Source organism: Tsukamurella paurometabola (assembly GCF_900631615.1).
Lineage (GTDB): Bacteria > Actinomycetota > Actinomycetes > Mycobacteriales > Mycobacteriaceae > Tsukamurella > Tsukamurella paurometabola_A.
The window spans coordinates 3,807,655-3,824,997 of sequence record NZ_LR131273.1 but is presented as its reverse complement, the minus strand read 5'-3'; the positions used below and the strand labels follow the sequence as shown (position 1 = coordinate 3,824,997).

20 protein-coding genes are annotated in these 17,343 nt (G+C 71.2%); 10 read left to right on the top strand and 10 right to left on the bottom strand.

All coding sequences use genetic code 11. The features are described from left to right. Window positions 1-7: 7 nt before the first annotated feature. Genes ELY19_RS19120 through ELY19_RS19110 form a run of 3 tightly spaced genes read left to right on the top strand, consistent with a single transcriptional unit; the run spans window position 8 to window position 3,857 of the window. Window positions 8-1,570, top strand: a complete 1,563-nt coding sequence (locus ELY19_RS19120) for an amidohydrolase (RefSeq protein ID WP_126197637.1) — start codon at window positions 8-10, stop codon at window positions 1,568-1,570. Next, the gene (gene lnt, locus ELY19_RS19115; RefSeq protein WP_126197636.1) at window positions 1,567-3,102 is read left to right on the top strand and encodes an apolipoprotein N-acyltransferase; all 1,536 of its coding nucleotides are present in this window, start codon (window positions 1,567-1,569) and stop codon (window positions 3,100-3,102) included. Before ELY19_RS19120 ends, lnt begins: the two co-directional genes overlap by 4 nt. Continuing rightward, window positions 3,099-3,857: a polyprenol monophosphomannose synthase gene (locus ELY19_RS19110; RefSeq protein ID WP_126197635.1), complete on the top strand. Its 759-nt coding sequence runs from the start codon at window positions 3,099-3,101 to the stop codon at window positions 3,855-3,857. Before lnt ends, ELY19_RS19110 begins: the two co-directional genes overlap by 4 nt. A gap of 69 nt (window positions 3,858-3,926) precedes the next feature. Here the strand turns inward: ELY19_RS19110 and ELY19_RS19105 are convergent, their stop codons facing one another. Next, window positions 3,927-4,262: an RNA polymerase-binding protein RbpA gene (locus tag ELY19_RS19105; protein WP_126197634.1), complete on the bottom strand. Its 336-nt coding sequence runs from the start codon at window positions 4,260-4,262 to the stop codon at window positions 3,927-3,929. Between the two features lie 65 nt (window positions 4,263-4,327). Here ELY19_RS19105 and ELY19_RS19100 point away from each other — a divergent pair, with 65 nt between their 5' ends. Genes ELY19_RS19100 through ELY19_RS19085 form a run of 4 tightly spaced genes read left to right on the top strand, consistent with a single transcriptional unit; the run spans window position 4,328 to window position 6,837 of the window. Beyond that, window positions 4,328-4,663, top strand: coding sequence for a hypothetical protein (locus ELY19_RS19100; RefSeq protein WP_126197633.1), 336 nt, complete (start codon window positions 4,328-4,330; stop codon window positions 4,661-4,663). A 29-nt stretch (window positions 4,664-4,692) separates the two neighbouring features. Then, complete coding sequence (locus ELY19_RS19095; RefSeq protein ID WP_126197632.1) at window positions 4,693-5,505, top strand: hypothetical protein; 813 nt, start codon at window positions 4,693-4,695, stop codon at window positions 5,503-5,505. 28 nt (window positions 5,506-5,533) lie between these two features. Then, window positions 5,534-6,142: a CPBP family intramembrane glutamic endopeptidase gene (locus ELY19_RS19090; RefSeq protein WP_126197631.1), complete on the top strand. Its 609-nt coding sequence runs from the start codon at window positions 5,534-5,536 to the stop codon at window positions 6,140-6,142. A gap of 38 nt (window positions 6,143-6,180) precedes the next feature. Beyond that, window positions 6,181-6,837, top strand: a complete 657-nt coding sequence (locus tag ELY19_RS19085) for a L,D-transpeptidase (protein ID WP_126197630.1) — start codon at window positions 6,181-6,183, stop codon at window positions 6,835-6,837. 79 nt (window positions 6,838-6,916) lie between these two features. Here the strand turns inward: ELY19_RS19085 and ELY19_RS19080 are convergent, their stop codons facing one another. After that, a complete protein-coding gene (locus ELY19_RS19080; protein WP_126197629.1) occupies window positions 6,917-8,401 on the bottom strand; it encodes a flavin-containing monooxygenase in 1,485 nt (494 codons plus the stop codon). A 120-nt stretch (window positions 8,402-8,521) separates the two neighbouring features. Further along, the gene (locus tag ELY19_RS19075; RefSeq protein WP_126197628.1) at window positions 8,522-8,986 is read right to left on the bottom strand and encodes a Rieske (2Fe-2S) protein; all 465 of its coding nucleotides are present in this window, start codon (window positions 8,984-8,986) and stop codon (window positions 8,522-8,524) included. Window positions 8,987-9,012: 26 nt separating this feature from the next. Between ELY19_RS19075 and ELY19_RS19070 the strand changes: the two genes are divergently transcribed. Then, the gene (locus ELY19_RS19070; RefSeq protein WP_126197627.1) at window positions 9,013-9,498 is read left to right on the top strand and encodes a DUF2231 domain-containing protein; all 486 of its coding nucleotides are present in this window, start codon (window positions 9,013-9,015) and stop codon (window positions 9,496-9,498) included. 46 nt (window positions 9,499-9,544) lie between these two features. On the opposite strand, the gene ELY19_RS19065 is transcribed toward ELY19_RS19070, so the two are convergent. Together ELY19_RS19065 and ELY19_RS19060 are read right to left on the bottom strand one after the other, a co-directional pair. Further along, a complete protein-coding gene (locus ELY19_RS19065) occupies window positions 9,545-10,063 on the bottom strand; it encodes a gamma carbonic anhydrase family protein (RefSeq protein ID WP_126197626.1) in 519 nt (172 codons plus the stop codon). A gap of 9 nt (window positions 10,064-10,072) precedes the next feature. After that, on the bottom strand, window positions 10,073-10,795 hold the full coding sequence (locus ELY19_RS19060; protein ID WP_126197625.1) for a VIT1/CCC1 transporter family protein: 723 nt from the start codon (window positions 10,793-10,795) through the stop codon (window positions 10,073-10,075). A gap of 27 nt (window positions 10,796-10,822) precedes the next feature. Between ELY19_RS19060 and ELY19_RS19055 the strand changes: the two genes are divergently transcribed. After that, window positions 10,823-11,980: an iron-containing alcohol dehydrogenase gene (locus ELY19_RS19055; RefSeq protein WP_126197624.1), complete on the top strand. Its 1,158-nt coding sequence runs from the start codon at window positions 10,823-10,825 to the stop codon at window positions 11,978-11,980. A 13-nt stretch (window positions 11,981-11,993) separates the two neighbouring features. Here ELY19_RS19055 and ELY19_RS19050 read toward each other — a convergent pair whose 3' ends face one another. From ELY19_RS19050 to ELY19_RS19035, 4 genes are all read right to left on the bottom strand, one after another. Beyond that, complete coding sequence (locus ELY19_RS19050) at window positions 11,994-13,400, bottom strand: hypothetical protein (protein WP_126197623.1); 1,407 nt, start codon at window positions 13,398-13,400, stop codon at window positions 11,994-11,996. A 174-nt stretch (window positions 13,401-13,574) separates the two neighbouring features. After that, window positions 13,575-14,222, bottom strand: coding sequence for a DUF305 domain-containing protein (locus ELY19_RS19045; RefSeq protein WP_126197622.1), 648 nt, complete (start codon window positions 14,220-14,222; stop codon window positions 13,575-13,577). Between the two features lie 80 nt (window positions 14,223-14,302). Continuing rightward, the gene (locus ELY19_RS19040) at window positions 14,303-14,710 is read right to left on the bottom strand and encodes a DUF6153 family protein (protein ID WP_227967229.1); all 408 of its coding nucleotides are present in this window, start codon (window positions 14,708-14,710) and stop codon (window positions 14,303-14,305) included. A 39-nt stretch (window positions 14,711-14,749) separates the two neighbouring features. Next, window positions 14,750-15,427: a FadR/GntR family transcriptional regulator gene (locus tag ELY19_RS19035; RefSeq protein ID WP_126197620.1), complete on the bottom strand. Its 678-nt coding sequence runs from the start codon at window positions 15,425-15,427 to the stop codon at window positions 14,750-14,752. Window positions 15,428-15,511: 84 nt separating this feature from the next. Between ELY19_RS19035 and ELY19_RS19030 the strand changes: the two genes are divergently transcribed. Then, window positions 15,512-16,750 carry a CynX/NimT family MFS transporter gene (locus ELY19_RS19030; protein WP_126197619.1) on the top strand — a complete coding sequence of 413 codons (1,239 nt, stop codon included), beginning with the start codon at window positions 15,512-15,514 and terminating at the stop codon, window positions 16,748-16,750. A 1-nt stretch (window position 16,751) separates the two neighbouring features. On the opposite strand, the gene ELY19_RS19025 is transcribed toward ELY19_RS19030, so the two are convergent. After that, a complete protein-coding gene (locus tag ELY19_RS19025) occupies window positions 16,752-17,339 on the bottom strand; it encodes a vitamin K epoxide reductase family protein (protein ID WP_227966961.1) in 588 nt (195 codons plus the stop codon). Window positions 17,340-17,343: the final 4 nt, after the last annotated feature.

The window sequence follows — 17,343 nt, the reverse complement described above, 5'->3', positions numbered from 1 at the left end:
GTCGTCCGTGACCACCGAACTACTCGTCGGCGGGCGGATCTACACGCCCACGTCCACCACCGCCACCGCGATCGCGGTGGAGAACGGCGTCATCACCTGGATCGGGGAGGACCGCGCCGCGCGGGCCCTCCACCCGGACGCGCGAGTCACCGACCTCGACGGGGCGTTCGTCGCCCCCGCCTTCGTCGACACCCACGTCCACCTGACCGCCACGGGGCTCGCCCTGACCGGCCCGGACCTGTCCGGCGGCCCGGAGGCGGTGCGGGCCGCGCTCGCCGCCACCCCCGGCGAGACCGTGATCGCCCGCGGCTGGGACGACACCACATGGGAGGGCACGCTCCAGCGCACCGACCTCGACGAGAATCGCGTCGTCTACGCGGCCCGGGTCGACGAGCACTCCGCGCAGGCCAGCACCGCACTGCGCGCTCTCGTCCCCGGTCTGGAGGGGCTCGCCGGCTTCTCGCCCGACTGTCCGCTCACCGCCGCCGCCCACCACGCCGTCCGCGCCGCCGCCCTCGCGGCGCTCAGCAACGCGCAGATCACCGCCGCGCAGACCGCGGCCCTCGACGCGGCAGCCGCCGCGGGCATCGCCGCCGTCCACGAATGCGGCGGGCCCGACATCGCGGGCGAGCGCGACTTCACCCTGCTCGGTGCCCTCGACCACGGGGTGCGCGTGCGCCGCTACTGGGGCGAGGCCGCCCGCGACGCCGACCACGCCCGCGCGCTCATCTACCGCACCGGGGCCGACGGCCTGGCGGGCGACCTCTTCGTGGACGGCTCGCTCGGCAGCCGCACCGCCCTGCTGCACGCGCCGTACGCGGACGCACCGTCCAACGGCGTCGCGTACCTCGACCAGGAGACCGTGACCGCGCACGTCCTGGCGTGCACCCGGGCCCGGATCCAGGCCGGCTTCCACGCCATCGGCGATGCCGCGGTCGCGCGGGTGGTCGCGGCCTTCGCGGCGGCCGTCGACGCCTTCGGCGGCCCCCGGGTCGCCTCCTGCGGGCACCGCGTCGAGCACGCGGAAATGGTCACGTCGGACGAGGCCGCGAAGCTCGGCGACTGGGGCGTGAACGCGTCGATGCAGCCGCAGTTCGACGCGCTGTGGGGCGGACCGGGCGGGATGTACGCCCGCCGCCTCGGCACCGAGCGCGCGGCGGCCCTCAACGACTTCGCCCTGCTCGCGAAGAACGCCGTACCGCTGGCCTTCTCGTCGGACTCGCCCGTCACGCCGCTCGACCCGTGGGCCACGCTGCGCGCCGCGGTGCAGCACCGCACGCCCGGCAGCGCGATCTCGCCGCGTGCCGCCTTCGCCGCCGCGACCCGCGGCGCGTGGCGGGCCGGGGGAGTCCGCGACGGCGTCGCCGGGACACTGGTCGCCGGGGCGCCCGCGACGTTCGCCGTCTGGGACGCCGACGAGCTGGTCGTGCGGGCACCGTCGGACGCGGTGCAGCGCTGGTCGACCGATCCCCGCGCTGGCGTCGCGCCGCTGCCCGACCTCGCGCCCGGCGCGCGCCTGCCCCGCTGCCTGCGCACCGTGGTCGACGGCCGGACGGTGTTCGCGGCGTGAAGACCCTGGTCCGCGGGGGAGCCGCGCTGCTCGCCGGCGTCGCACTGTTCTTCGCGTTCCCGCCCGCGGGGCTGTGGTGGCTCGCGCCCCTCGGTGTCGCGGCGCTGGTCGTCGTGCTCGCCACCCGGGAGCGCCCGACGCTGCGCGGCGGCTTCGGATACGGCTTCCTCGCCGGGCTCGGCCTGTTCATCCCACTGCTCAAGTGGATCGACTCCATGGTCGGCGCCCTGCCGTGGATCGGCCTCGGCATCACCTGCGCCCTGTACTACGGCGCCTTCGGTCTGATCGCGACCCGTGTCACCCGCGCGCCCGGCGGCCCCCTGTGGGTGGCCGCGGGCTTCGCCGTCACCGAGTGGGCGCGCGCGTCGTTCCCGTTCGGCGGCTTCCCGTGGGGGCGCCTCGCCTTCAGTCAGGCCGACGGTCCGCTGCTGGCCCTCGCCCGGTACGTCGGGGCGCCCGGCCTCTCCTTCGTCGTCGCGCTGCTCGGCGCGTGCTTCGCCGCCGCCGGCGTGGCTGCGTACCGGCGCGCGGACCGTCGGGCGTTCCTGCTGCCCGCGGCCGCAACGGCCCTCGTGGCGATCGGCGCGGCGGCGGCCTGGCCGGCCGTGGGCGCGCCGTCCGAGGGGCGGACGGTGACGGTCGCCGCCATCCAGGGGAACGTGCCGGAGCAGCGCTGGGACGTCGCGACCCAGCGGGAGGCGGTGCTCACCAACCACCTGAACGAGACGCACCGGCTCGCGACGGAGATCCGCGAGGGGCGGCAGAAGCAGCCCGACGTGGTGATCTGGCCGGAGAACTCCTCGGACGTCTCACCCGAGCGCGATCCGGACGTCGCGGCGCGGATCCGCGCCGCGTCCGCCGATGTGCGGGCGCCGATCCTCGTCGGCACGGTCCACTACGACGGCACCGGCCGCTACTACAACAGCATGATCCTCATCGACGCGAACGGCCCGATCGAGCGACACGACAAGGCCATCCTGCAGCCCTTCGGCGAGACCATGCCGATGCGCGAGTTCTTCCGCATGTTCAGTGACTACGTGGATCTCGCGAACGACTTCACCCCGGGGTCCGGGCCCGGCGTGGTCCGGCCCAACGGCGTGCCCCTCGGGGTCGCGACCTGCTACGAGGTGGCCTTCGACCGGGCGCTCCGGGCGTCCGTCGAGAACGGGGCGCAGGTGCTCACCGTGCCGACCAACAACGCGACCTTCGGCCGCACCGGCATGACCTACCAGCAGCTCGGCATGTCCCGGGTGCGGGCCGTCGAGCTCGACCGCGACGTCGTGGTCGCGGCCACCACCGGCGTGAGCGCCCTCGTCCGTCCCGACGGCGAGGTCAGCCGGCAGACCAGCATCTGGACGGCCGACCACCTCGTCGAGACGATCCGCCTGCGCGACGGCCTCACCCCGGCCGCGCGGCTGGGGGATTGGGGCGAGGTCGCACTGCTCGTGGCCACCCTCTGCGGAATCGCGATCGCGATAAGGCACGATGGAGGTCTGTTTCAGCCCCGCCCCCGGACCGAGGAACCTGCATGAGTGAGACGTCAGCGCCGTCGTCGAAGACGCTGGTGATCATCCCCACGTACAACGAGCTGGAGAACCTGCCGCTCATCGTGGGCCGGCTGCACCGGGCGCAGCCCGGTGTCGACGTGGTCGTGGTCGACGACAACAGCCCGGACGGGACCGGGGATCTCGCGGACTCGATGGCCGCGGCGGACGAGCGGATCCACGTGCTGCACCGGGCCGAGAAGAACGGGCTGGGCGGCGCGTACATCGCGGGCTTCAAGTGGGCCCTCGAGCGCGACTACCGCGTGATCGTCGAGATGGACGCCGACGGCTCGCACGCCCCCGAGCAGTTGGAGCGTCACCTCGCCGCGATCGACGCCGGGGCCGACCTGGTGATCGGCTCGCGCTATGTCTTCGGCGGCAAGACAGTGAACTGGCCGCTGTCGCGCCAGCTCATCTCGCGCGGCGGCAACGTCTACAGCCAGATCATGCTCGGCACCCGGATCCGTGACATCACGGGCGGCTACAAGGCCTTCCGCCGGGAGACCCTGGAGGGCCTCGGGCTCGACGAGGTCGAGTCGCTCGGCTACAGCTTCCAGATCGACCTGACCTGGCGTGCCGTGCAGGCCGGGTTCACCGTCGTCGAGGTGCCCATCACGTTCACCGAGCGGGTGATCGGCGACTCCAAGATGAGCGGCTCGATCTTCAAGGAGGCGGCGACCCTGGTGCCGAAGTGGGGATTCCAGGCCCGCAAGCGCAAGCTGCAGAAACTGCGCGGCAAGTAGGACCGCAGGAAACACCGAAGGGCCCCGGATCTCTCCGGGGCCCTTCGTGTTCGTCGGACGAACCTCGCGCTACTTTCCGCGCCGTGCCTTGAGCAGGTCCAGCCGCTCCTTCAGGAGCTCCTCGAGCTCGCTCTCGGACCGCCGCTCCAGCAGCATGTCCCAGTGCGTGCGCGGCGGCTTCGCCTTCTTCTCCTCGGGTGCGACCCCGTCGATCAGGGTGCCCTCGAGCCCGTTCTTGCACAGCCACGTACCGGGGATCTCGGCGTCGTCCGCGAACGGGACGTCGAACTCCTCACCGTTGTCCGTGCGGTACCGCGCCACCCGGCGCGGAGCGAGGTCGTGGTCCCGATCCGTCTCATAGCTCACCGCGCCCAGGCGGCTGCCCCGTAGAACTCGATCTGCCATGCTTCTCCCAACCTCTCGCCTACGCCGAACATTCCCAGTCTACCCGGTTCATTAGACTGCGGCCCATGACCACCGCTCGCCGTCGCAGGTCCGCCGCGTGTGCGTGGTGCGGCCGCGAGGTGGTCTCCGAGGGGCCGGGCCGGACGCGCAAGTACTGCCGGCGATCGTGCCGGCAACGCGCCTACGAGGCGCGGACCGCGCTCGCCGGGACGTCCCTGCCGCCGGATTCCGTGGTCCTCACCGCGGAGGAGGCCGAGTCGCTCGGGGAGCGTATGTTCGAGGTGCGCTGCGCAGCGGAGGACGTGCGCACCGCGCTCGCCGAGGGCGCCGGCCAGGACGAACTCGCCGAGCTCGCGGACCGGCTCGTCGAGACCGCGCGCGCCGCGGAACGCCTGCGCTGACCCGCGCCGAACCACGAGAGGGATGTTCGATGACCCACGCCCGGACCCGGCTCGCCGCGGTACTGATCGCGATGCTGCTCGCCGTCGCCTCGTGCGCATCGGACAAGCCCACGCCGGTCATCTCACAGGAGCCGGCGCCGCCGGCGCCCGCGGCGCTGCCGGCCGACTGGAACGAGTCGACCGTGCAGGTGCCCACCGACGCCGGCACGGCCGTGTACGTCTCGCCGCGCAATCCGCAGCGGCTCCGCGCCGCACTCGTCCTCGCCGGGCCGGATCGCGCGGGCCAGATCGCCGCGCGGGAGCTGTCGGTGATGCTCGCGCAGCACGGGGTGGCATCCCTGCGGTTCGACGGCGCACCGTCGGGCACACCGGACTACGCGGCTCAGCTGGATCGCGCCGGCAAGGCGCTCACGGCACTCGCCGAGCGCGCCGGGCTCGGCGACGACCGGCTCCTCGCCGTCGGCCACGGCACCGCGGCGGCACTCGCCCTCGCGCTCGGAACGGGCGGCACCGGGCGCGCGCCGCTGCCGATGGCGCTCGTGGAACCCGTCCTGACGGGCCTGCCGTCGGGCACGCCCGACGTGCTGCGGACCGCGATGACCCTGCCGCCGCAGAAGCACAACATCGTCACCTGCTCGGACGCGGACGTCGCCGTCGACTGCTCCGCCACGCAGGACCTGGTCGACGTGATGACCGGCACCCACGCCAACTACGTGCGCCTGCGCGGGGTGAGCCACGCCCTGCAGGAGGACACCTCCCGCGATCCCTCCCGTTACGGCAGCGACCTGCCCTTCTCCGCCACGCTGTACCGCTCGCTGGGCTCCTGGGTGACGATGCAGTGAGCCCGGCGATGCGACACCCGGCTCAGCGATGACCGGGCGACGGGGCGCCCCGGCGTTGGCGACCGGGGCGGCGGTGGCCTGGTCCAATGCCGTCCTGCCGAGGCTCGCGAGCCGGTACGGGTGGACGCGCGACGCACGCTCCGCGGCGACGCTCGCCTTCTGCGCCGCCGACGCCGCGCTGGCCCGGACCCGGGTGCCGACGGCCGCCGGCGTCGCCGCCGGGGGTGCGCTCGCGGGCGCCGGGCTCGCGCTCGTGCGGCCCGTGCAGCGGGAGGCACCGTCGAACCGGGCGACGTGGATGCTCGTCGACATCCCCCTCGGCACCGCACTGCCGGAGGAGATGCTCTTCCGCGGGTCCCTCACGCCGACGCTGCAGGCGGCGTACGGGCGGCGAGTGGGCGCCGTGGCGAGCCCGCTGGCGTTCGGACTGTGGCATGTCGGTGCCGCACGAAGCGCTCACGACCCCGTATTTCCGACAATCGGCGTCACCGCGGGCTTCGGGGCCCTGATGGACGCCCTTGCCCGGAGAACCGGCAGGTGGTGGCCCTGTTTCCTGGCCCACTGGATGCTTAACGCCGGCGGTGTGATCCTCAGCTCCGGTTCAGTGATTTCTTCACCTGAGCCCCTCGACCCGTAGAATCGTGCGCAAAGCTTGATACCGCAGGAGGAACAACGATGACTGACCGGAACCTCGGTCCCACCGGCGTCACTCGCCGCGGCTTCGCACGCCTCGGCGCGGGCGCGGCAGCGGCGATCGTCGCGGCCACGGCCTCCGCGGCCGTCGCGGGCGCGGCTCCCACGACCCCGTCGCGCCCGACCACGCCGCGCCCGACGGGTCCGTCGAAGCCGGCCGGCGCCACCGAGACGAGCGAGACCGTCGCGGCGTCGCCCGAGCCTCCTGTCGCCACCAAGACCGGCTGGGTCGCCCTGGCGGACGACAACACCAAGCAGATCACCATCTGGCACAACGGCGAGGTCGTCAAGACGATGCCGACGTCCTTCGGCACCGACAAGCACCCCACGCCGAACGGCACGTACTACACCATGGAGAAGAAGCGCGACATGTACATGGACTCGTCCACGTACGGCGTGCCGGTCGACTCCCCGGAGGGGTACCGCACCTACGTCGAATACGCGACGCGCATGTCGTGGAGCGGCATCTTCGTGCACGCCGCCCCGTGGTCGGTGAACCAGCAGGGCGTGTCCAACGTGAGCCACGGCTGCCTCAACGTGAGCACCGCCAACGGCAAGTACTTCTACGACAACTTCCCGATCGGCTCGCCGATCGTCGTGCGCAACACCGTCGGCGGCACCTACGTCCCGGGCTCCTGAGCCCGGTCGCCGGACCGAACGGAAGAACCCGCCCCCTCCATCGAGGGGGGCGGGTTCTTCCGTTATCGGGATCAGCCGATCAGACGCCGGCCTTCGACGGTGCCGCGATGGTTCCGAACTTCAGCTCGGGGGCGTCCACGCGGGAGCGCTGGTAGTCCAGCGAGTCCAGCACGAAGTTGTGCCGGATCATCCACGGCTGCTCGGTCGCGGCCTTGGGCATCGCGTCGGGCGAACGCTGCACGTAGCCGGAGGTCAGGTCCAGCGCGGGGTGCTCGGTGAGGACATGGTCGCCGACCTGGGGCTCGACGTGCGTGTAGCCCTTGACCACCATGTGGTTGAGCAGGCGCGCGATCCCGCGGGCCGAGATGTCGGCGCGCAGGGTCCAGGAGTTGTTGGTGTAACCGATGATGAACGCGAAGTTCGGCACGCCCTCGAGCATGTAGCCGTTATAGGCGAACTTGTCGTTCGGCTTGATCGGAGCACCGTCGACGTTGACCTCGACGCCACCGAAGGCCAGCAGCTGCAGGCCGGTCGCGGTGATCACGATGTCGGCCTCGAGCTCGCGCCCCGAGGACAGGCGGATGCCGGTCTCGGTGAAGGTGTCGATGGTGTCGGTGACCACCTCGGCCTTGCCGTCCTTGATCGTCTTGAACAGGTCGCCGTTGGGCACCACGCACAGGCGCTGATCCCAGGGCTCGTACTTCGGCTTGAAGTGGACGTCCACCTCGTAGCCCTCGGGCAGCATGGCCTGGTTGAGCTTGCGCAGGAACTTGCGCGAGGTCTTCGGGAAGGAGCGCGCGAGAACGTACTGCCCGACGTTGATGACGGCGTTGACGTTGCGGGTGATGTTGTGCGCGACCTGGGCGGGCAGGACCTTCGCACCGAACTTGGTGAGGGGGTCGGCGTTCGGGACCGGCAGCACGTACGTGGGGGAGCGCTGCAGCATGATGATGTGCTCGACGTCGTCGGCCATCGACGGGATCAGAGTGATCGCGGTGGCGCCGGATCCGATGACCACGACCTTCTTGCCCTTGTAGTCGAGATCCTCGGGCCAGTGCTGCGGGTGCACGACCTGGCCCCGGTACTGGTCGATGCCGGGGAAGGGCGGCTCGTAGCCGGCCTCGTAGTTGTAGTAGCCGGTGCAGGCCACGAGGAACCGCGACTGGTAGACGACCTTCTCGCCGTCGCGCTCGGCGGTGAGGGTCCACAGGTCGGTCCGGGAATCGAAGTCGACGGTGCCGACCCGGGTGTTGAAGCTGATGTTCTTGTCGATGCCGAACTTCGCGGCGGCCTCTTCGATGTAGGCCTTGATCTCCGGGCCACTGGCCAGACGGTTCGTGCCCTTCCAGGGCAGGAACGGGTAGCTCAGGCTGAAGATGTCGGAATCGGACCGGATGCCGGGGTACTTGAACAGGTCCCAGGTACCGCCCATCTCGGCGCGCTGCTCGAGCACGGCATAGCTGAGGTGCGGTACCTCGTTCGACACGCGGTACGCCGTGTCGATGCCGGCGAGCCCGGCGCCCACGATGAGCACGTCCTTGTAGATCGCCTCGGGATTGGCCACGGGAGCCTCCTCGTTGATGTGGTGAAGGTCCCGGCAGAGGCTGCCTACTGAGACCCGTTCAATAACGTTCCTGTCATGCTACAACGCGGTAGCTTTCGGGTCCATGTCTATCACTCGCCGTCAGCCGACGACGAGTTCCTCCCCGTCACGGCGCACCGGGGCCGAGGCCAGGGCCGCCTTGGCGGGCCCCTTCTCGACCGCGCCGGTACCTCCGTTGAACCTGCTCCCGTGGGCGGGGCACTCGAGGGTGAGCCCGTCCTGGGCCGACACGGTCGCGCCCTGGTGGGTGCAGGCGGCGTCGAAGGCCACGAACGTGCCGTCGGTGGGCTGGGCCACCACGTAGGGCTTCGGGCCTGCGATCACCACGGCGCTCCCGACGGGTACCTGGGCCACGGGGACCCGGGCGCCTCTGCCCGGCGCCGATCCACCGCTGGAGCCGTCGGCGGGGGTGGACCCCGACGCGGTGTCGTCGGACTTCGAGGTCGTTCCACAGGCCACCGCGACGGGCAGGATCGCGATACCGGGAAGGGCCGCGAGGACCGCGCGCCGCGTGGGGCAGAAGCTTGGCTGAGTTGTCTGCGTCACGGGGTCCACTCTGCCAGCATTGATGCGTGCTCACCGAGATCGCGGGAATTCCGAGTCATCCGCTGTTGGTCCACGCCGCGGTGGTGCTGTTGCCGCTGGCGGCGTTCGCCCTCGTGCTCGCCGCGTGGTGGCCCGCCGCGCGTACCCGGCTGGGCGCAGGACTCCCCGTGTTCGCGCTGGTCGCGGCGGTGGCGTGCTACCTGGCGAAGGAATCCGGCGAGAAGCTGGAGCAGCGCCCGTCGATGGAGGGGATGCGCGAGCAGATCGCCGGCCATTCCACCCAGGGGACCGCGACCTTCCTGTGGTCGCTGGGGTTGCTCGTCGTGGCGGTCCTGGTGTGGGCCGGGTCCAGCCCCGTCGTCGCCTCGCGCGCCTCCGGGGCGACGGTGCTGTCCGGTCGCGCGGGGACCGTCGTGCTGGGGGTGGTGTCGACGGTGGCCGCGGCCGCGTGCATCTGGGGCGTGATCGCCGCCGGGCACTCCGGCGCGACGATGGTGTGGTCCGGGCTCTGAGTGCGCGCGCTCCGGGGCCCCGGCCCTGCGCCCCGGACTCGGAGGCCTACGCCGGGCCGGTCTGCGTCGAGTGGGCCTGCGTGAGGAACTGGTAGCCCGCGGCGTTCGCCGTGATGCCGGCGCGCTCCTCGTCGGACAGCTCGCGTCGCACCTTCGCGGGCACGCCCGCGACCATCGACCCGGGCGGCACCTCCATGCCCTGAGGAACGAGCGCGTTCGCCGCGATCAGGCTGCCGGCGCCGATCACCGCGCCGTTGAGCACGACCGCGCCCATGCCGATCAGCACGTCGTCGCCGACGGTGCAGCCGTGCACGACCGCATTGTGGCCGATGGACACCCGCGCGCCGACGGTCAGTGGGAAGCCCGGGTCGGCGTGCATCGCCACACCGTCCTGGACGTTGCTGTTCTCGCCGATCACGATCGGCGTCGTGTCGCCCCGCACCACGGCGCTGTAGAAGACGCCGACGCCCGGTCCGAGTTCGACGTCGCCCACCACGGTGGCCGTCTCGGCCACCCAGGCCGTTTCGGCGACGCGGGGCGTCTTGTCTGCGAATCGTGCGATCACGGTGTCTCCTCAGGCGATTCCGGTGGTGCCGAGGAGCTTACCCACGGCGTAGGTGACGGCCATCGCGATGAGGCCGCCGAGCACGACGCGGGCGGTCGCGCGCCGGACCTCGGCCCCACCGAGCCGCGCCGAGACGAAGCCGGTGAGCGCGAGGCCCACCAGTACGGCGACGACGATCGCGAGGATCCGCTGCGCCTCGATCAGCGAGGCGAGGATCGGAATGGCCGCTCCGATGCTGAACGAGACGGCCGACGACAGGGCGGCCGCGACCGGGCTGGTGAGGTTCTCCTCGTCGATGCCGAGCTCGGCGTCGAGGTGCGCCTGCAGCGGGTCGTTCGCGGTGAGCTCCTCGGCGACGCGACGCGCCGTGTCGGGGGAGAGGCCCTTCCGCCGGTAGATCTGCTCGAGCTCGGCGAACTCGTCGTCGGGCATCTCGGTGAGTTCGGCCTTCTCCTTGGCGATGAGCGCCACCTCGGTGTCGCGCTGGGTGCTCACCGAGACGTACTCGCCGAGCGCCATCGACACGGCGCCCGCGGTGAGGCCTGCGATGCCCGCGGTGAGGATCGCCGAGGACTCGCCCGTCGCGGCGGCCACGCCGATGACGATGCCCGCGGTGGAGATGAGCCCGTCGTTCGCACCGAGGACGCCGGCGCGCAACCAGTTGAGACGGTCCCCGACCGCGGCGTGGTGCGGCTCGAATTCGTGTGTGCCTTCACCGATCTGCTCAGCCATGCGGAGAAGTCTAGGTACGTTCGTCACATGACTGCAGCGCAGATAGGACTTCCCCGTCGGCTCACGGTCGGAGGCGGGGCGCTCGCCGACTCCGGTCGCCTGGTCAAGGACCTCGGGTTCTCGCGGCCCGTGGTCGTCACGGATGCCTTCCTCTCCGCGCAGGGCACCGTCGCGCGCCTCGTGGCGGCGTTGACCGGCGCGGGGTGTGAGGTCTCCGTCTTCGACGGGACGGTGCCCGACCCGACGACGGACTCGCTCGGCCCCGGTCTCGCCGTGGTCCGCGAGCACAGCGCGGACTGCGTGATCGGCCTGGGCGGCGGCAGCCCCCTGGACACCGCCAAGGCGCTCGCGGTGCTCGCCGCGGGCGGGGGCGCCATGCGGGATTACAAGGCGCCGACGGTCACCGTCGGGCCCGCGCTTCCGGTGATCGCGATCCCGACGACCGCCGGCAGCGGCAGCGAGGCCACCCAGTTCAGCATCATCACCGACAGCGCGAGTGACGAGAAGATGCTCTGCCCGGGGCCGGCCTTCTTGCCCGTGGCGGCGATCGTGGATTACGAGCTCACGCTGTCGATGCCCGCGCGCCTCACCGCGGACACCGGGGTGGACGCGCTCACGCACGCCATCGAGGCGTACGTGAGCCGCAAGGCCAACCCGTTCGCCGACGGCTTCGCGCTCACCGCGATCTCGACCATAGCGGCGAACATCCGCGCCGTGTACGCCGACGGCGCCGACCGGCCAGCTCGCGAGGCGATGATGCTCGCCGCGACCCAGGCGGGGATCGCGTTCTCCAACAGCTCCGTCGCACTGGTGCACGGGATGAGCCGGCCCATCGGAGCCCACTTCCACGTGGCGCACGGCCTGTCGAACGCCATGCTGCTGCCCGCGGTGATGCGGTACTCCGTGGGGTCGGCCCCCTCGCGTTACGCGGACTGCGCCCGCGCGTACGGGCTGGTGGGGGAGACCGACGAGGCGCTGGGGCAGGCGCTCGTCGCCGCGATCGAGCAGCTCTGCTCCGACCTCGCGGTGCCCACGCCCCGGGCGTACGGCATCGACCGGGCGAGGTGGGTCGAGCTGGCGCCCCTGATGGCCGAGCAGGCGCTCGCCTCCGGTTCACCGGGCAACAATCCGTGCGTGCCCGGCGCCGATGAGATCGTCGCGCTGTACGACGAGGTCTACGGCTAGGCCGCTTGCAGGTTCAGAGCTGGGCCGCGGGCTCGGCGGCCTCCGGTGCGGCAGCCTCCTGCGAGGACGTGATCCGCTCTGCGGGGGCTGCGGCCTCGTCCGGTGCCGGGGACGTCGACTGCGCGTCCGCGGCGGGCTGTGACGGTGCGGGCGACGCGTCGTGGGGCTCGGCCGTCTCGGTCGGTGCCGACGGCTCGGTCGGAGCTGTCCGGTCGGCGGAGGACTGCTCCGGCGAAGCGGACTCGACGGGATCCCCGTCCTGCCGCGACGGCGTGCTCGAATCGACGACGGGCGCGACGGACCGCTGCCCGTCGCGGGCGACGAGGTCGGCGACGCTGACCGCGTCCTCCCGGTCGGTGCCGTGGCGCGCGGGCGAGGGCATCGGATCCGCGGGCGGCGCGGCGGGCACCCCGGGGATCAGGCCGGAGTCACCGGGCTCGGGTACCGGGATCAGGGTGTTCAGGAGCTGGTCGAACTCCCTCGGCACGGGAATGCCGTTGCGGCGGAGCATCCAGCCCCACGGATTCTCGCCCGTGTCGATCGACACCCACGTCGTGCCGTCCTCCGCCCAGGTCCGCTTGACGGTGCCGTTCGCGTAGGTCTCGACGGTGACGGTGGCGCCGTTGCGGGTCTCGGAACGGGTACCGACGGGCGTCTCCGGGGTCGATCCCGGGGTGAAGGGCTCGCCGGTGATCGGGGAGTAGCGACCGATGTTCTCCGCCGTGTACACGGTGCCGTGCATCAGGAAGCCCGGCGGGAAGTAGAACGCCGCGATCACGGGGTTGATCCCCATTCCGCAGCCGAAGTCGCCCTTGACGCAGATGCTGACCACGGTCGCGCCCGATGCTCCGTCGTTGCGGACGGGTCCGGTGTGCAGACCGGGGATGCCCGCGGGAATCAGGTTCCATGCGCCGGAACGGATGAAGCTGGGGCTGCCCTGTTCGATGACGGTGATGCCCGCGGTCCCGTCGGACGGCCGCGGGTGGTCCTTCCCGTAGCGCAGGACCGCGAGGCCCACGACGTCGGCGCCCTGCGAGATCGTGTAGACCACGACCTGTTCGTTCGGGTCCTGCTTCGCGGCGGTCAGCGCCTCGACGGTCGCCGTGGCGCCGATGTCGTTGGACTGCGCGTAGGTGTGCTCACCGTCGCTGCTGAGCGCGAAGCCGGGAAAGCCGATGCCGAAGACGGCGGGGTGCTGGACGAGAACCGGCGCGGGGCCGGTGTGGTCGCGGCTGATCCGGGCCCACTGGTCCTTGCCGGTCGGATCGTTCGCCCCGCCGACGACGATGATCGTCTTCGCCGCGACCCGTGCCAGGAGATCCGCGCCGCCACCGGTGAGGGCGAGCACACCCGCGAGTCCTGTCCCCGCCGCAGCGAGTGCAATCGGCCGGGGCTTGCGGAGGGCGTGCCTCGCTGTCATCGTTGCTCACTTTCTCGAAGCAATGACGTGGGTCGTCGGTGCGCTGCTGATTGTGCCCGGAGAGTGTTCGAGCGGAGACGTTTCGCCCGTTTCCGCGAGGCGCCCAGGCGGACGGCGGGCTGGGCGTGGTCGCCGCCGCGATGATTGAGCGGCGACCACGCCCCGTCGAGTGCGTTACGCCAGGAGCTTCTCCATGCGGGCGATCTCCGCCTGCTGGCCGCTCTTGATCTGCTCGGCGATCTTCCGGTTCTCCGGGTTCACGCCCTTCTGCAGCTCGGTGTCCGCCATGGTGATGGCACCCCTGTGGTGGGCGATCATCATGGTCAACCATTCCCGGTCGAACGCAGCGCCCCGCAGCGAGCGGAGCTCGTCCATCTGCGCGGGCGTCATCATCCCGTCCATGGCGTGGTCCATGGACGCACTGGGGGCCGGCGCGCCCCACTGCGCGAGCAGGCGAGTGAACGCGTCCATCTCGGGCTGCTGCGCGCCCTGGATCTCGGCGGCCAGCTCGACGACCTCGGGGCGTGCCCCCTTACCGTCGACGAGCTTCGCCATCTCGACGGCCTGGGCGTGGTGCGGGTACATCATCGTGGCGAAGTCGACGTCGGCATCGTTGAACTGTGCGGTGACGGCTCGACTCGACGGTGCCGCGCCCGTTCCGTGACCGGAGTGGCCGGCCGTGCCGGTCGCGGTCGCGCTGGACGTGGCCGCGCTGGATGTGGCGGTCTCGGACGACTCGCCGGACGTGCACGCGCCGAGCAGCACGGCACCGGCGGCGACGGCGGACAGGGCGGTGGCGATGCGGATACGTGAAACGGTCATGGGTCTTCCTCTGCGAGGTGGGTATCGGTCTGAAGGGTCGGCTCAGCGCGCCGCGGCCGCGGGCCGCGCGCGGGCGTCGATCAGACTCGGAGTACGCAGAGTTGGGCGAGGTCGAACACCGTCCATGGAGGCGGCCCGCGCGCGAGTGCGGCGAGCGTGACCGGGGTGGGGTCGGGGGCACCGTCGGCGAAGGGGAGTACTGCGACGAGCGAGGGCGCGCTCACGGTCTTGTGCACGACCACCGTGCCCGCGCAGTCGTGGGACTCGTGGTCGTGGACGGCGTCCACGGTCTGCTTCTGCGCGGACGTGCCGTGATCGGCCTGTTCGAGCGAGGTTCCGGCGGCGGAGACGCTGCGGGGTGCGCTGTGGTGAGCGGTCGCGCCGGCCGCCGCGGTGGGCATCGCCATGGGCAGCACGCCCAGGTGCATGAGGAGGACGCCGAGCCCGAGGAGGACGGCCATGGTGGCCGCAGTCCATCCGCTCCGCATCGTCCGCACGGGCCGAATCATACCCCAGAGGGGTATTGGTCAGCGCTCGCGGAGACGAACCTCCGCGAGGAGTTCGCGCGCGGCCGCACGTGCGGCGGGCGCATCGCCGGCCGCGACGGCGTCGATGACGGCGACATGTGCACATTCGTACGAGGTCGCGAACCCCACCGGGAACTCCTGGAGATGCTCCTGCAGGACCGGCACCAGCGAGTCGTAGAACTCGAGATATATCGTGTTGTGACTGGCGGCCACCACGCCGCGGTGCATCGCGAGATCGGCCGCGATGGCCTCCCTCTCCGCACCGGGGTCGACCCGTTCGGGCGACCACAATCGGTTCCGGACCTCCAGGAGCCGGCGGAGTTCGGTGACGTCGTCGTCGTCGCGGCGCTCTGCGGCGAGACCGGCCGCGGTGACCTCGAGCGCCTCGCGCAGTTCGAGCAGATCGGTATCGCGCGCGGCGGAGAAGTAGTCGCCCAGTGTGGACGTGGCGCATGCGGAGAGCACGTAGGTGCCCGACCCCTGACGGCGTTCGAGCATGCCGGCGTGCACGAGGGCCTGCACGGCCTCGCGGACCGTGTTGCGCGCGGTACCGGTGAGCTCGCGGAGTTCGGTCTCGGTGGGTATACGACCGCCCACGGGCCATCGCCCGCTGGCGATCTCTCCGCGGAGCTGTTCTGTGACCTGCGCTATCAAGGTCTGCCTACGTACCGGTTGCATCACAGTCATCCTATCCGGCCGGAAACCGTCTTGCCGCCATACATCCATTCATCCTATGATTTGGGTCGACTGTAAGGAGGGCGAATGACCAGCATCGCGACCGAGCCGCAGGAGGCCGATCAGACCATGGTGCGATCCGTGAAGCAGGGGCGGCTGCTCGTACTGCTCGCGATCGTCCTGTTCGCACTCACACTGCGCACCGCGGTCACGTCACTGACACCGCTGCTCACGCGGATCAGCGAGGAGCTGCACTTCGGCGCGACGATCATCGGTGTCTTCGGCATGCTGCCGACCGCCATGTTCGCCGCGGCGGGCATCGTGACGCCGTTCCTGACCACGCGCATCGGCCTCGAGCGCACGACCCTTCTCGCCGTCGCCGCGACCGCGATCGGCATCGGTGTGCGCTCGCTGATGGGTGGGACGCTCGGCCTGCTGGCCTTCTCGTGCCTGGCCCTGATCGGCATGGGCGTCGGCAACGTCGTGCTGCCGCCGCTGGTCAAGCGGTACTTCTCGGACAGCGTCGCCGTCCTCAGCACCGCGTACCTGACGTGCGTCCAGCTCGGCACCATGGTGCCCGCGCTCACCGCGGTCCCGGTCGCGGACGCGTACGGCTGGCGCGTCTCGCTCGCGATCTGGGCGATCATCCCCGTCGCCGCATTCCTGCCGTGGCTCGGCATCGTCGTCGCGCGACGCGGCCACGACGTGGAGGACGTGACCGCGGAGGCACCGTCGGAACCGACGGGCCGCATCTGGCGCTCGCCCCTGGCCTGGGGCGCGGCCGCGATGTTCGGCATGACGTCGCTGAACACCTACGCCATGTTCACCTGGATCCCGACGATCCTCTCCGACGCGGGCGGCAGCGCGGCGCTCGGCGGCAACATGGTCGCGCTGTTCTCGGGCGTCGGATTCGTCGCGACACTCGTGATCCCGGGACTCTGCGCCCGGATGGAGAACCCGTTCCCGCTGGTGATCGTCTTCCTCGGTTGCTTCGTGGTGGGCTTCCTCGGCCTGCTGTTCGCCCCGATGACGCTGACCTGGGTCTGGGTGATCGCGGCGGGACTGGGCCCGACGACGTTCCCCATGGCCCTCACGCTGGTGAATCTGCGCACCCGAACGGGAGCGGGCTCCGCCTCACTGTCCGGGTTCATGCAGGGCGTGGGTTACCTGGCGGCGTGCGCCGGACCGCTCGGATTCGGGCTGCTGCACGAGGCCACCCACGGGTGGACCGCGCCGTTCCTGATGTTGTTCGGTTGCCTCGTCGTACTCGGTTTCGGCGCCTACCAGGCGTGCAAGCCGCGCATGCTCGAGGACACCTGGAACTGATCTAGAACTTGCTGCTCCAGTAGTCCCAGAACTGCACCGCGATCAGCGTCAGCACGACGATGTACCAGAGCAGCACGAGCGCGGCCAGCAACTGCTTGACCTGCTGCGTCGCCTTCGGCCCCAGCGCTGCGGCCACGGCGGTCGCGAGGACGATGGGCATGATCGTCCAGACGAGCATGCACCACAGGCAGAGCGCGTGGATCACGAACAGGCTCGAGTAGATCAGGAAGATCACGAGCGCGATGCCCGCGGCGGCACCGATCGCCAGCCCGGTCCAGAACCAGCGGGGGAGGTCGACGCCGCCGAGCGCGAGCACGCCGGCGACGATCACCACCGAGAACGAGGCGATGCCGATCAGGGGGTTGGGGAAGCCGAAGAGCGACCCCTGCCAGGACTGCATGACGGAGCCGCAGGAGATCGTCGGGTCGAGGCTGCACCCGGGGACGAAGTTCGGGTCCTCGAGCAGCCTGATCTTGTCGATCGTCAGCATCGCCGAGGCCAACAGCCCCAGGACGCCGGTCACGAGCAGCAGGATCCCGGTGGTGCGACGGTTCGGTGAAGGGGGCCCGACGGCCTCGGTGGTGGTCACGTCA

Bases quoted from the DNA above. Each gene is read 5' to 3' on its own strand.
- ELY19_RS19110 (WP_126197635.1), top strand. From the start codon at position 3,099: ATGAGTGAGACGTCAGCGCCGTCGTCGAAGACGCTGGTGATCATCCCC.
- ELY19_RS19105 (WP_126197634.1), bottom strand. From the start codon at position 4,262: ATGGCAGATCGAGTTCTACGGGGCAGCCGCCTGGGCGCGGTGAGCTAT.
- ELY19_RS19100 (WP_126197633.1), top strand. From the start codon at position 4,328: ATGACCACCGCTCGCCGTCGCAGGTCCGCCGCGTGTGCGTGGTGCGGC.
- ELY19_RS19095 (WP_126197632.1), top strand. From the start codon at position 4,693: ATGACCCACGCCCGGACCCGGCTCGCCGCGGTACTGATCGCGATGCTG.
- ELY19_RS19090 (WP_126197631.1), top strand. From the start codon at position 5,534: ATGACCGGGCGACGGGGCGCCCCGGCGTTGGCGACCGGGGCGGCGGTG.
- ELY19_RS19085 (WP_126197630.1), top strand. From the start codon at position 6,181: ATGACTGACCGGAACCTCGGTCCCACCGGCGTCACTCGCCGCGGCTTC.
- ELY19_RS19060 (WP_126197625.1), bottom strand. From the start codon at position 10,795: ATGGCTGAGCAGATCGGTGAAGGCACACACGAATTCGAGCCGCACCAC.
- ELY19_RS19055 (WP_126197624.1), top strand. From the start codon at position 10,823: ATGACTGCAGCGCAGATAGGACTTCCCCGTCGGCTCACGGTCGGAGGC.
- ELY19_RS19050 (WP_126197623.1), bottom strand. From the start codon at position 13,400: ATGACAGCGAGGCACGCCCTCCGCAAGCCCCGGCCGATTGCACTCGCT.
- ELY19_RS19045 (WP_126197622.1), bottom strand. From the start codon at position 14,222: ATGACCGTTTCACGTATCCGCATCGCCACCGCCCTGTCCGCCGTCGCC.
- ELY19_RS19040 (WP_227967229.1), bottom strand. From the start codon at position 14,710: ATGCGGAGCGGATGGACTGCGGCCACCATGGCCGTCCTCCTCGGGCTC.
- ELY19_RS19035 (WP_126197620.1), bottom strand. From the start codon at position 15,427: ATGCAACCGGTACGTAGGCAGACCTTGATAGCGCAGGTCACAGAACAG.
- ELY19_RS19030 (WP_126197619.1), top strand. From the start codon at position 15,512: ATGACCAGCATCGCGACCGAGCCGCAGGAGGCCGATCAGACCATGGTG.